Here is a 12,640-nt window from a genome sequence, read left to right on the forward strand (position 1 = left end):
CTATGTGACAGAGATGCGGCGCAGGCATTCACGTCGTATGATCTACGTCGCGCATGAACGCGGCGGACATACGGCCGCCGTGGATTTTAATTTTCGCGAAGGCGGTTTCGATCTCCTGAAGATCGGTGGCGGTGAGTTCGACGTGAAGAGCGCCCAAGTTTTCGTTCAAATGCTCTCGGTTTCGCGTGCCGGGGATGGAAACGATCCAAGGTTTTTGCGCCATGAGCCAGGCGAGGGAGATCTGCGCGGGCGTCGCGTTTTTCTCCGCGCCAATGCGATGGAGCAACTCTACCACCGGCCAATTGGCGGCCAGGTTTTCCTGAGAAAAACGATCCATCGCGGCGCGATAATCCGTTTTCGAATCCAGCTTCGCGTGGTCCCTGACTTTGCCCGTAAGGTAGCCCATGCCCACCGGTCCCCAAGGCACGAAACCGATGCCGAGTTCTTCGCACGTCGCCAGCACACCGTTCTTTTCCGGGTCGCGTTCCATCACGGAATATTCCGTCTGCACTGCCGCGACCGGCTGGACCGCGTGGGCCCGGCGGATGGTGCGGGGGCTCGCTTCGGAGAGGCCGAAGTGCAGCACCTTGCCCTCGGCGATCAGCTCTTTGACCGCGCCCGCCACGTCTTCGATCGGCACAGCCGGATCGACGCGGTGTTGGTAGAGCAGCTCAATGCGGTCGGTGCGCAGGCGTTTGAGGGACTGCTCGACGACCTGCTTGATGTGCTCCGGTCGGCTGTTGAGTCCGCCGGCCTGAAGATTGAAACCAAACTTCGTCGCGATGGCGACCTGATCACGGAACGGTTCGAGGGCTCCGCCAACGAGGGTTTCGTTGGTGTAGGGGCCGTAAACTTCGGCGGTATCGAAAAACGTGACGCCGCGTTCGAAGGCTGCGCGGATGACATGGATACTTTCGTCCAATGGAGCAGGCGGGCCGTAATTGCTGCTCATGCTCATGCAGCCGGAGCCGAGGGCGGAGACTTCGAGTTTCCCCAGTTTGCGCGTGGCCGTTTTGGTTTTGGCGGGGGCCGGAGATTGAGCTGGCGTTGCAGCCCAGGAGGCCGGGCCGACTGCGAGGCTGGCTCCGACAAGGGCCGTGCGGGTGAGGAAATCGCGGCGGCTGACGCTATGCAGGTCGCGATTTCGGGTGTGCGATTCCGGGGTGGCTGATTTGTTTGAGTTCATAAAAATCCGCGGTTTGTTTTTTGGGTATGTGATCGGCGCGTTTGGGAACCGTCATCGCCGGGTGGGCTTTTAATTACGTTTAAAGTTTAGCCGATCTGCGCGCATTTGCCATTGGCCTGAGGCGTCAATTGACTGGCAGAGTCCGCCAGAATGCGGACTACAGGCAGTGTGTCTCCAAGTGCCGTTTGTAGTCTTCGAACGAGGCAGGGATGGCTTCGATTTTTTTGAAAATGTCGAACACGTTGAAATCGGGGAGCACGTCGTAACCGCAGAACTTGTAACTCGAGGTGATGTTGAGAAACACGTCTGCCGTTCCTTTGCCGCCGTAAAGGATGCCGTGTGGATTATCGAAGGCTTCGTGCGGGGCATTCCAAGTCGCTGAGACCATAAACCTCTTTCCCTGCATTTTACCGCCCGTGCCGTATTGGCGGGTCGGGTCGGAGCGAGTGCGGCCGTCATCTTCAAGAAGGATCTTGGTGCCAATGCCGCCGGCGTTGAAAACTTCGTCCACGTATTTCTTGTAAATCCACGGTGCGCCAAACCAGTTCACCGGCGTCTGTAGAATGACGAGATCGGTCGTCGCGTGCTTGGCGACTTCGGTGTCGGGATCATAGCCGCGCTCGATCTTGGTTTCGGTGACGGTGTGCCCGCGCTCGATGAAGAAGGTCTTCGCGAGTTCCGCGAGGCTGTTGTTCAGTTTACCCTCGGACCAGCCAGGGTAGGTGAGGTGGGCGTTGATGATGAGGATGTTCATGGCGGTCTATGGTTGAAGTTAAAGCAGTAGCTACCCAACGCGGAGCGCGGGCGGTGAACGGGGGCGTGTCAGTTACGTTTGGCCCGGCGGCTCAGGTGCGCGGCGCGCCACTCGGCCGGCGTCGTGCCTTCCCAGGCGCGGAACGCACGGTAGAACGAGGTCGGGTCTTCATAGCCGACCAGAAAGGCTGCCTCGGTGATCTCGACCGTCGGGTCGCCGAGATAATGGCGAACCAGTTCGTGGCGGGTTTCGTTGAGTAGTTGGCGGAAGGTCGTGCCCTCATCGGTGATGCGGCGCTGCAGGGTGCGATCACTCATGCCCAGCTCCTTCGCGACCATGGGAAGATCGGGGCGGCTGCCGGAGAGCAGGCGCTTCAAAATCCATTTCACTTGGGCGAGCGTGCCCGGTGCGATGCGGCCGGACTGGAGTTGGGTTTCAAACTGGGGCGCGAGCATTTGCAGGAGCTCGTCGTTGTGCGTGGCGAAGGGAAGCGCGAGGTCGGCGGTGCGGAGCACGAGCGCGTCGCGGGTGGCGCGATATTTCACCGGGCAACCAAAGTAGTCGGCGAGGCCGTTGTCGCGTTCGGCGGGTCGCGTGAGTTCGATGCGTTTGGGGGTGAGTTTGGTCTTTGTGCCGCGGCGGCCCAGTTCGGTAACGAGCGCAAACACCGCGTCGATCAACAGCACGGGCGGCTGCACGCCTTCCGCGAAAGGCCACGAGACCTCGACCAGCATCTCGTCGCCCTTCGGCGTGAATCGGAATTCTTCGGCGCTGCAGAGTTGTTTGTAGCGGGCGAGTCGCTCGATGGATTCGCGATAGGTGCGGGCGTGCAAGGCGGCGAGGAGCGTCGGATGATACTGGTCTGTTTCGACCTGGCTCATGAATTTCCAGCCCATCGTCGGGTCGCCCGACAGTTCACGAATCGATCGCCAGATCGCGAAATTCTGAGGGGTGGTGACGAAGGTTTCTCCGCTGTAAACCGTGGGAGGAAGCTCGCTGTGACGGAGGACGACGGTTGGGCTAAGTCCGATGGCTTTCAGGCCCGCCCAGAAAACCCCCGGCAGCTTGATCCGATCCTGCGCATGGCCGCTGACGCGAAAGTGATTCGCGAGGGACTTGGGGCTATCGGTGCCGGTGGAGTTCATCGTGGATCTACTCTATCGCAAAAGACCGAGCCTGTAATTGGCGAAATCCGCCAATCTATTTGCCGAATACGCCATTGATCCGGACATGCCAGACGGCGCTCTTCTAGCGCCGTCTGCATTTTAGTGCGCGGAGGTGGCGGCTCCGGGTTTTTTGTAGATGGCGAGGCGTTCGACGATGGCTTTGCTCTGGTCGTTGAGTCCGGAGACTTCGACCTCGGCGCCTTGCTGGCGGAACTTGAGCACGACCTTGTCGAGGGCGCTGATGGAGGTCGTGTCCCAGAAATGCGCGTGGGTGACATCGATGATCACGGTGCGCGGGGCGGCGTTAAAGTCGAAGGCGTCGGTGAACGTGGTCGTCGATGCGAAGAACAGCTGGCCGCGCACGTGGTAAACCATTTCGTCGGGCGTCTGCCCGGTGTGCGCGGTGACGTCGAGGAGCCTGGCGATACGCGCGGCGAAGCAGAGGGCGCTGAGCAACACGCCGACACCGACGCCGAGGGCGAGGTTGTCGGTGCCGAGCACGACGGCGACCGTGCTGAAGGTGATGAATGTCGCGGTTTTTGGATACACGCGGATGTTTTTTAACGAGGCCCAGCTGAAGGTGCTGAGTGCGACCATGATCATCACGGCTACAAGGGCGGCCATGGGGATTTGCGAGACCCAGCGGCCCAGCAGCACGACGAGAATCAAGAGAAAGGTGCCGGCCCAGAACGTGGAGAGGCGCCCGCGTCCGCCGGTTTTTACGTTGATGACCGTCTGGCCGATCATGGCGCAGCCGCCCATGCCGCCGAAGAGACCTGAGACCAGGTTGGCGATGCCCTGGCCCTTGCATTCGCGATTCTTGTCGGAGGACGTGTTGGTGTAGTCGTCCACGATGGTGGCGGTCATGAGGGATTCGAGCAGGCCGACCACCGCCATCGAAAGCGAATAGGGGAGGATGATGAGGAAGGTTTCCCAAGTGAGCGGGAAGTCGGGCCAGGCGAAGGACGGCAGGGCGGACGGAAGCTGGCCCATGTCGCCGACGGTGCGGAGGAGGTCCGCATCGGCCCAGCCGAACCACATGGAAAGGCCGGTGAGGATGATGATGCAGATGATCGGGGACGGGACGGCTTTGGTGATGAAGGGAAAACCGTAGATGATCGCGAGGCCGCCGGCGACGCAGGCATACATGAGCGGGCCCTGGCCGTTGAACTCGGGGAGCTGCTTGAGAATGTAGATGATCGCGAGGGCGTTGACGAAGCCGATCACGACCGAGCGTGCGACGAACCGCATGAGATTACCCAGCTTCAGAAAGCCGAAGATGATTTGAATGACGCCGGTGAGCAGTGTGGCGGCGAGCAGGTATTGGAGGCCGTGGTCTTTGACGAGATTGACGACGAGGAGGGCGATCGCGCCGGTGGCGGCGGAGATCATGCCGGTGCGGCCACCGACGAAGGCGATGGTGACCGCGATGCAGAAGGAGGCGTAGAGACCGACCTTGGGATCGACGCCGGCGATGATGGAGAACGCGATGGATTCAGGGATGAGCGCGAGCGCGACGACCGTGCCGGCGAGGAGATCGCGGACGGGGTTACCGAACCATTGTTGTTTATATGAAGGCGAAAGAGAGGAGGCGGACATGGCGCTGAGCGGGCGTGCGGTTAAAGTGGCGTGACGTTCGTGGCGAGGGGAGGGATGGCAAGGCCAAGTTTCCGCGGGGCGGGCTTGCGATTCGTCCGCGACGGCGAAGGATTTCGCCCAATCATGCAGCTCGACATTCCCGCAGGTGATTTCGCCGGTTATATCTTCGATCTTGATGGCACGCTCATCAATACGATGCCGCTTCATTACCGTGCCTGGGACTCCGCGATGCGTCAGCACGGGCTTGGCGAAGTGTTGAACGAGGATCTGTTTTATTCGCTGGGTGGAGTGCCCACGGTGCGGGTCGCCGAGCTGATCGGTGCGCATTACGGGCTGGTGGTGGATCCGTTGAAGGTGGAGCACACCAAGGAAGGGTTTTTTCTGACCATGTTGGACGCGGTCGAACACATCGCGCCGGTCGTGGAATTTGCGCGTCGTATGTCGCTGACGCATCCGGTGTCGATTGCGACCGGTGGCATGCCGGAAATCGCCTTGCCCGCGATCAAGGCGGCGGGCTTGGACGATCTCTTCAAAATCGTGGTGACGCCGAAAGATGTGGGGCCGGGGCGCGGGAAGCCGGAGCCGGATATGTTTTTGGAGGCGGCGCGGCAGATGGGTGTGCCGCCGGCGCAATGCCTGGTGTTCGAGGACGCCGAGCCGGGCATTCGCGCGGCCTTGGCGGCGGGCATGCAAGTCGTGCGCGTGCCGAGTCGCGTGGTGTGACAAAAGGCTTTTGCCGGACGGCAGGATCGGCTTGGCTGGACGCTTCATGAAGCTGGAAGCCCTCGTTAATCCCTCTGTCCTCACCCAGCCGGTTTACGAACCGGGCAAGCCCATCGAGGATGTGGCGCGCGAACTCGGTCTCGATCCGGCGACGATCATCAAGCTCGCGTCGAACGAAAACCCGTTTGGTCCGTCTCCGCTGGCGAAAGCCGCGGCGGTGCGGGCGCTCGATCAAGGCGAGTTGTATCCGGATGGTGGATGCGTAGCGCTGCGGGCGAAGCTGGCGAAGGTTTATCAACTGGAGCCTGCGCAGTTCGTGGTCGGCAACGGATCGAATGAAATCATCGAGCTCCTCGGGCATGTTTTCCTACGTCCGGGCGACGAAGTCGTCATGGGCAACCCGTCGTTTGCGGTTTATAAACTAGTGACGTTGCTCTTCGGCGCGAAGCCGGTGGAAGTGCCGCTGGTCAATCACACGCACGATCTCGCCGCACTGGCGGCGGCGATCACGCCGAAGACTAAACTGGTGTTTGTGCCGAGCCCCAACAATCCGATGGGCACGGCCAATACTGAGGCGGAGCTGCTGGCGTTTGCACGCGGGCTGCCGGAGCACGTGGTGTTCGCTTACGATGAGGCGTATGCGGAGTATTTGGATAATCCGCCGGATCTGCGTCCGCTGATTCGTGAAGGGCGCAAGGTCGTCTGTCTGCGCACGTTTTCAAAAATCTACGGACTGGCCTCGTTGCGAGTGGGTTATGGTTACGCGTCGCCGGAGCTGGCGTCGCTGCTGAATCGCGTGCGTCAGCCGTTCAACGTGAATGCCATCGGCCAGGCGGCGGCGATCGCGGCGCTGGATGACGGTGCGTTCACGGCGAAGTGCGCCCGTGAAAACCGGGTGGGGCTCGGGCAGCTTGAAGCTGGCTTCAAGGCTATGGGACTGGAGATCGTGCCGAGCGTGGCAAACTTCCTTCTGGTGAAGGTCGGGGACGGTGCGCGAGTGTTCGTCGAATTGCAGAAACGCGGCGTGATCGTGCGGCCGATGCGGGCTTACGGCATGCCCGAGTGGTTGCGCGTAACGGTCGGAACGCCGGCGCAGAACCAGCGTTTGCTGACCACGCTGGCCGACGTCTTGCGCGGTTGATGGCTTGCGCGCCGGCGTCGCGACAGGCTTCAGGATTTCGACAGCGACACAGTCAGTGCGGCGCGCAGATCCTGAAGCAGGGCGGTGCGGTCGGGCGAGAAGAGGAAGAGATCGCTGCCGAGCTGGCGATAGGCGGAACGGAGGACGGCCTGCGAGGGCTTGCGCATCGCGAGGAGCTTGCGGACGTTGGCGGCCAGCGGAGGCGTGTTGTTCAAGTCCAGATCGAGCTGCACCAGATTGCTGAGGGCGGCTTGATTCAGCGGATCGGCTTGGACGGCTTGATCGAGCACCTGGCGGGCTTGGGCCTTGGCGCCGACGGTCAGCAAGCGCTTCGAGACAGCGATGAGGTTGTCGGCGCGGACATTGTTTTGACCAAGGAAATTGTTGAGGAAAAGCTGGGCGGCTTCGGCGTCGCCCAAGCCATAGTGGGCGATGGCCTGGAGGCCGTTGAAGACGGAATAGTAGCGTTTGTTCCAATCGGGGTTTTCGCTTTGGAGCAGACGGACCATCTCGATGGCGGCCTGGTATTTTTTGGCGACGATGTTGGCCTCGACCGTCATGAGGGCGGCGCCTTCCCAGTTCAGGTTTCGGGCCTTGGCGTGATCATAGATGCGGCGGGCGAGCACGGGGTCGCCGGAATTGGCGGCGAAGTCGGCCAGTGCGAGCAAGGCGTTGGGATCGGAGGAGAAGTCGTTAAAGATCTCCTCGACGTTGGATTTCACGGAAGCCGCATCGCCCTCTTTTTGGTAGGCGTAGAGCTGGTCGATGCGGGCACGGGCGTTGCGGGGATTGGCGAGGGCGCGAACAAAACTCTCGCGACGCGCCTCATCGTCGCGACCCGCTTCGCGGAGGTAGGTCACGGTCTGGGTGTAGAGCTCTTCATCGTTGGGCATCTCCGAGGCGAGTGCACGCAAGCGGTCGATCGCCTGATCACGCGCGCCGGTTTCCCAGTTGATGCGGGCGATGAGCAGGCGTCCATCGCGCGAGCCTTCCAGCTGATAGCGTTGGAGAATGGCCTCCGCTTCATCGTAGTTACCGCGAAAATAGCACGAAGAAGCGGCTGCGAGGGCAACTAATTGGTTGCGAGGGCTGATCGTTGAATCATTGCCCAGCAATTGTTTGTAATAGCTTATGACCTGTTGATCATCCTGCTGTTGGAGCAGGAATGAGAAGAGCGTCTTCAGGTAGTCGGTATCGTTTTTGTGATACGCAAAACCGTCCAGCAGGGTCTGGCGGGTGAGGTCCGGGCGTTTCCAGAGGCCGTAGAATTGGGCCAGCAGGAGACGGCCTTCCTTGTTGGCGGGTGATTTGATCAAACCCAAGCGAAGTCCGTAAAAAGCCTCACGGAACTTTTGCTTCTTCAGGTCCTCCTGAGCGTTCTTAATGAAAAAATCGCCCGCAGAAACCTGATAGGCGTCCCAGCGCAGGAACATGATGTCGGTAAACCGCGCCTCGGTGAACCCGCGCTTGTATTTTACAAAAACATAGGCGGCGGAAGCGCCACCCAGCCATCCCATGATGCCCAAAATTACCAAGGATACGGCCAGCCATTTCCAAAACACCTGAACCTGCCAGCCCTTGGATGTGCGGCGGATCCAAAAAGGAGCAAAACGGCGCAATCCTTTGTGCTGGAGAGGCTGGCGCTGCTCGATGTGTTTTAAGTCGTCCGCGTTGGAAAGAGGCTCGGTCATGGGCGAAATGAAGGGCAGGGGGCTTTGTGGAAAGGGAGCAGCGGCCTTGGGTTCAAAATAGCCTTGCGTTGGGAGGGCGGTTGCATCTTTTTTGCGGCTCTTGTCGGGAGCAGTATTTTCCAACGCAATCTATTCGAGCAACCTTGCTCTCAGTCCTTTTTTAGCAACAAACTTCTGCTGAGATTCAATCCCCTGACAGCCAAGCTAAGAATATCTTGATCGAAACAGTTTTGGATTCCGCCATATAACCGTTCCTAAGTTCGCCACATTTACTCATGAAGAACATCGTCCGTAACCTGACTATCTTGAGCTGCGTGGGCAGTTCTGCGTTTGCCGCTCCGTTCCTCGCCATTGGCGACAACGCCGAGCTTTTTGCCACTGGTGAAGCCAGTGTCGCCTATAACGACAACATCCTGCTGGCCTCCGGCGTCCCCGGCTCTCCTGAGCTGGAAGACACGATCTTCACGTTTGTCCCCGGCTTTGATCTTCAGTTCGGCAAGGATTCCCTGATCAAAGGCAACCTGATCGGCACCGCCACTCTCACGAGCTACGCTGACAACGACAACTTGAACAACCAGCTCCTCGCCATCGGTGGTAACTCCACCTATGATAACGGCAGCCTCAAGTTGGGCGCCAACGCCTCGTTCAAAGAGCTCGATCAACCCACGGTTGATGTCGTTCCTAACGGTAAACTCGTCGAGCGTCATGTCGCCGATGTCGGCGTGAACGGCGAACTCGCCTTCTCAGAGAAGATCAGCGCCGGCGCCGGCATCGCTTACAGCCACGTCGACTACAAAGATCCCGCTTACACTGAAGAGGAGAGCTACACGGTTCCGGTTAACATCTATTACGAACTGACCCCCAAGGTCGACGTCAGCGCGGGTATTCGTTACACCAACACCGAGCTCGATAACGGTGCTGAATATGACGCTTACTACTACAACGTCGGTGCCCGTGGTTCCTTTACCCCCAAGCTCAGCGGTTCGTTCAGCGTGGGTTATAACACCCGCAGCGTGAACATCGGCCCGGATGACGATGATTCGATCGGTGCGGACGCCTCGCTGGCCTACGCCTACTCTGACAAGACCCAGTTCACCCTCGCTGCTTCGCGTAACTTCAGCAACGCGACCGCTGGTGGTGCTTCTTACGAGAACAGTGAAATCACCATCGGTGCTTCCAGTGCCATCACGGTTGATTGGCGCCTGAATGCCGCTCTTACCTACCGCATGCTGGATTACCAGAATGTTTCCCGCACGGATGATTACGTCCAGGCTTCTGTTGGTGCCACCTACCTCATCAACACCCACCTGAGCACCAGCTTGACGTATATCTTCCGCGACAACTCCTCGGACGCTGGCGCTGCAAACGAGTTCTCCAACAACGTCGTTTCCCTGTCGATCTCGGCTCGCTACTAATAGGGCTGGCTTGACCATTCCTTTCGACGGAAGAAGATCATTTGGTCTTCTTCCGTTTTTTTTTCTCCCCTTGCCCGTGCCCATGTCGCCCACGTTTAAAACTTCCGTTCTTTTTTTCTGCTCCCTGGTTTTTTCGTTTTCGCTTTCGGCCGCCGAGCAACGGCCACTTCCTGCCGCCGCGGCGCAGGACTACGTTCTTCAGCCGTCCGACTTGTTGAATATTCAAGTATTCCAGGAGGAAAACCTGAAGCGTGACGTGCGCGTCTCCAAAGAGTATTCCATTACCCTGCCGCTGATCGGCAAAGTGGACGTGAAGGGCAAGTCGCTGCGTCAGGCAGAGGACCTTATTCGCGAGCTCTATGACCGCGATTATCTGGTGAATCCTCAGGTCAACGTCGTGGTGATCGAATATGCCAAGCGCACGGTTAACGTGATCGGCCAAGTCAATCAACCGGGTGCGGTGCTCTTTCCCCAGGAAGAGGGGCTGACGCTCCTTGATGCCATTTCTCGCGCCGGAGGTTTCAGTCGTCTGGCCAATCGCTCGCAGGTCAAGCTGACCCGCACCAACAGCGATGGCAAAAGCGACACTTACATTATCAACGTCGATGATCTCATCAAGGGCAGCTCCAGCAACAGCTGGCCGCTCCTCGTGAACGACATCATCTTTGTGCCGGAACGCATTCTTTAAAAAGTCAGAGGCGCTTATTCATGGATTCGAATTTCAAGCATCAGTCCCCGAATCAAAATCAGGGACAACAACAGGGCTCGGGTGATTATGGCTACGGTGGTGGCTATGCGGGTTATTCTGCGGTCGGCTATGGAGGCGAAACCTCCATGCAGCGCGGATTCCGTGATTACGCGCTGATCCTGCGCGAACGCATCTGGTATATCATCGTGGTGTTCCTCGTCGTGTTCTCCTCGGCGTTGGTTTACACGTTCAGCCAGACGAAAATTTATCAATCGGTCGCCAGCGTGCACATTTTGCGCAGCGGGCCGACGGTGATGACCAAGGTCGAACAGGTCGTTGATGAAACTGTCCGTGGAACCGAAGATCTTAATACGGTCGTCGAAGTTCTGAGCAGTGGTGCGATCATTCAGAAAGTTGCCGAACGTATCACCGGCGAAGACATGCGCCAGTTCATGGCTCCTTACGAAAAGGGCAAAGGCAGCGATCCGGTGACGCCGCTCGAAGTGTTGGGCGAAAACCGCAAGATCGCCCCCAAGCGTCTCAGCTTGGTCATCAATGTGGTTTATCGCCATCCGGACCGTCTGATCGCGGCGAAGGTGGCCAATCTGTTCGTCGATGAGTTCATCGCGTATAGTTCGCGCGTCCGTATCGACGACTCACTGAAGGCGGTTGAGGAGTTGAAAATCCGCGCCGAGCAGCAGGAGCGCACCGTCAACGATCTGGCCAACGAACTCCAGACCTACCGCGAGAAGAACAACATGATCTCGCTGGATCAGCGCAAAGACATCGTTACGGAAAAGCTCAAGGCGCTGAATCTTTATGTGACCCAGACGGACGCCAAGTTGAAGGACTCGGAGATCCGTTGGAAGCAGGTGCAGGAGCGCAAGGCGACCGGCGGCGATCTGACCGAGCTTTCCTTCATCGCGACCCAGCCGCTGATCGACCAGCTGGTGAAAGAAGTTTCCAGCAAGAAGATCATGGTGGCCCAGCTGCGTGATCGTTACCGCGAGAAGCATCCGATCATGATGGAGACGATGAACTCCCTCGCGCAGGCCGAGCAGGAGTTGAAACGAGCCATCGAAAATGCGTCCGCCACCATCGAATCCGAATACCAAAACGCCCGCCGCAACGACGAGCAGGCCCGCGGTTCACTGGTTCAGGCAAGCAAGGAGACGATGGAGCTGGATCGTGCGGCCGTCGAATACGACGAACGCTCCCGCAAGCTGCTGATCAATCAAGAGCTCTTGCAGAACCTCATTTCACGTATGAGGGACACGACCATGATCGCCACCATGGAAACGCAGAGCGCCCGTGTGGTGGATCGCGCTTCGCCCTCGCAAGAGGACAATTACGTGTCGCCGAAAATCCCGCTCTATTTGGGCGTGGGCTTCGGTGGCGGTCTCGCCCTCGGCTTGGCCTTTGCGTTCTTTGTCGCATTCATCGACGACCGCGTGAAGAGCTCGTTCGATATCGAGGCGGTCGTCGGTTTGCCTTTGATCGGCATCATTCCTCAGATCAAAAAGATGGAGCAGCCGGACAAGGCTCAGATCGTCATCAACAATGCCGATCGCCAAGTGTGCGAAGCTTTCCTCACGTTGCACTCCAGCCTTCGTCTTAAGGACGAGAGCAAGAATGCGCAGTGTATCCTGGTGACGAGCACGATTCCCGGTGAGGGTAAGTCCTTCACGACGACGAATCTGGCGCTGACCTTCGCCGCCCATGGCGAGCGTGTGGCAGTTGTCGACTGCGACCTTCGCAAGCCGAACATTCATAAATCGTTCCGTTTGGAGAATCGTAAAGGTGTCATCGATATCTGCGCGGGCACCGCGACGATTGATGATGTCGTGATTCGCGGCGTGCACCCGAATCTTGATGTGATTCCCACCGGCGGCCGTGCGAAGAATCCGACCCAGATTCTTAACGGTAAAAACTTCGAGTCGATGATCGCCGATCTGCGCAAGCGCTACGATCGCGTGTTCTTTGATACGCCTCCGCTCGCGGCGGTGAGCGATGCCCTCATCATCCTTCCCTTGGTCGATGGCTCGGTCTTCACGATTTTCTTCAACAAGGTCCGCCGCAAGGCCGCCCAGTTCAGCGCGAAGAAGCTCTTGGAGGCGAACGTGCCGGTCTTCGGTGCGGTGTTGAACGGTCTCAACCTGGCGGTATCCGGTTATTACTACGCGCAGTATTACGACAAGTCCTACAAGGATTACTACGTCGTGATGTCCAAGGACGATGCGACTCCGGAGCGGTAAGCTTCGTTTATTCTACCACAAA

The 12,640-nt window shown here is 58.7% G+C and carries 10 protein-coding genes; 5 read left to right on the plus strand and 5 right to left on the minus strand.

Annotated features, from left to right (window positions below; all coding sequences use genetic code 11):
• Positions 1-28: 28 nt before the first annotated feature.
• From FPL22_RS12110 to FPL22_RS12125, 4 genes are all read right to left on the minus strand, one after another.
• Positions 29-1,186: an aldo/keto reductase gene (locus FPL22_RS12110; protein ID WP_144230678.1), complete on the minus strand. Its 1,158-nt coding sequence runs from the start codon at positions 1,184-1,186 to the stop codon at positions 29-31.
• A gap of 157 nt (positions 1,187-1,343) precedes the next feature.
• Positions 1,344-1,940 carry an NAD(P)H-dependent oxidoreductase gene (locus FPL22_RS12115; RefSeq protein WP_144230679.1) on the minus strand — a complete coding sequence of 199 codons (597 nt, stop codon included), beginning with the start codon at positions 1,938-1,940 and terminating at the stop codon, positions 1,344-1,346.
• A 68-nt stretch (positions 1,941-2,008) separates the two neighbouring features.
• On the minus strand, positions 2,009-3,085 hold the full coding sequence (locus FPL22_RS12120) for a helix-turn-helix domain-containing protein (protein WP_144230680.1): 1,077 nt from the start codon (positions 3,083-3,085) through the stop codon (positions 2,009-2,011).
• A 120-nt stretch (positions 3,086-3,205) separates the two neighbouring features.
• Complete coding sequence (locus FPL22_RS12125) at positions 3,206-4,705, minus strand: SulP family inorganic anion transporter (RefSeq protein WP_144230681.1); 1,500 nt, start codon at positions 4,703-4,705, stop codon at positions 3,206-3,208.
• 123 nt (positions 4,706-4,828) lie between these two features.
• On the opposite strand from FPL22_RS12125, the gene FPL22_RS12130 reads away from it, so the two are divergent.
• Positions 4,829-5,428 carry an HAD family hydrolase gene (locus FPL22_RS12130; protein ID WP_144230682.1) on the plus strand — a complete coding sequence of 200 codons (600 nt, stop codon included), beginning with the start codon at positions 4,829-4,831 and terminating at the stop codon, positions 5,426-5,428.
• A 46-nt stretch (positions 5,429-5,474) separates the two neighbouring features.
• Positions 5,475-6,569: a histidinol-phosphate transaminase gene (hisC, locus tag FPL22_RS12135; RefSeq protein WP_144230683.1), complete on the plus strand. Its 1,095-nt coding sequence runs from the start codon at positions 5,475-5,477 to the stop codon at positions 6,567-6,569.
• Positions 6,570-6,598: 29 nt separating this feature from the next.
• On the opposite strand, the gene FPL22_RS12140 is transcribed toward hisC, so the two are convergent.
• Positions 6,599-8,260, minus strand: coding sequence for a tetratricopeptide repeat protein (locus FPL22_RS12140; RefSeq protein ID WP_144230684.1), 1,662 nt, complete (start codon positions 8,258-8,260; stop codon positions 6,599-6,601).
• 275 nt (positions 8,261-8,535) lie between these two features.
• Between FPL22_RS12140 and FPL22_RS12145 the strand changes: the two genes are divergently transcribed.
• From FPL22_RS12145 to FPL22_RS12155, 3 genes are read left to right on the plus strand one after another with little or no spacing between them, the layout of a single operon-like run.
• On the plus strand, positions 8,536-9,675 hold the full coding sequence (locus FPL22_RS12145) for an outer membrane beta-barrel protein (protein ID WP_144230685.1): 1,140 nt from the start codon (positions 8,536-8,538) through the stop codon (positions 9,673-9,675).
• A 10-nt stretch (positions 9,676-9,685) separates the two neighbouring features.
• Positions 9,686-10,363 (plus strand): polysaccharide biosynthesis/export family protein, encoded by a 678-nt coding sequence (locus FPL22_RS12150; protein WP_238991406.1) that lies wholly within the window; start codon positions 9,686-9,688, stop codon positions 10,361-10,363.
• Between the two features lie 20 nt (positions 10,364-10,383).
• A complete protein-coding gene (locus tag FPL22_RS12155) occupies positions 10,384-12,618 on the plus strand; it encodes a GumC family protein (RefSeq protein WP_144230686.1) in 2,235 nt (744 codons plus the stop codon).
• Positions 12,619-12,640 lie beyond the last annotated feature (22 nt).

This window comes from Rariglobus hedericola, assembly GCF_007559335.1.
GTDB lineage: Bacteria > Verrucomicrobiota > Verrucomicrobiia > Opitutales > Opitutaceae > Rariglobus > Rariglobus hedericola.

Bases quoted from the DNA above. Each gene is read 5' to 3' on its own strand.
- FPL22_RS12110 (WP_144230678.1), bottom strand. From the start codon at position 1,186: ATGAACTCAAACAAATCAGCCACCCCGGAATCGCACACCCGAAATCGC.
- FPL22_RS12115 (WP_144230679.1), bottom strand. From the start codon at position 1,940: ATGAACATCCTCATCATCAACGCCCACCTCACCTACCCTGGCTGGTCC.
- FPL22_RS12120 (WP_144230680.1), bottom strand. From the start codon at position 3,085: ATGAACTCCACCGGCACCGATAGCCCCAAGTCCCTCGCGAATCACTTT.
- FPL22_RS12125 (WP_144230681.1), bottom strand. From the start codon at position 4,705: ATGTCCGCCTCCTCTCTTTCGCCTTCATATAAACAACAATGGTTCGGT.
- FPL22_RS12130 (WP_144230682.1), top strand. From the start codon at position 4,829: ATGCAGCTCGACATTCCCGCAGGTGATTTCGCCGGTTATATCTTCGAT.
- hisC (WP_144230683.1), top strand. From the start codon at position 5,475: ATGAAGCTGGAAGCCCTCGTTAATCCCTCTGTCCTCACCCAGCCGGTT.
- FPL22_RS12140 (WP_144230684.1), bottom strand. From the start codon at position 8,260: ATGACCGAGCCTCTTTCCAACGCGGACGACTTAAAACACATCGAGCAG.
- FPL22_RS12145 (WP_144230685.1), top strand. From the start codon at position 8,536: ATGAAGAACATCGTCCGTAACCTGACTATCTTGAGCTGCGTGGGCAGT.
- FPL22_RS12155 (WP_144230686.1), top strand. From the start codon at position 10,384: ATGGATTCGAATTTCAAGCATCAGTCCCCGAATCAAAATCAGGGACAA.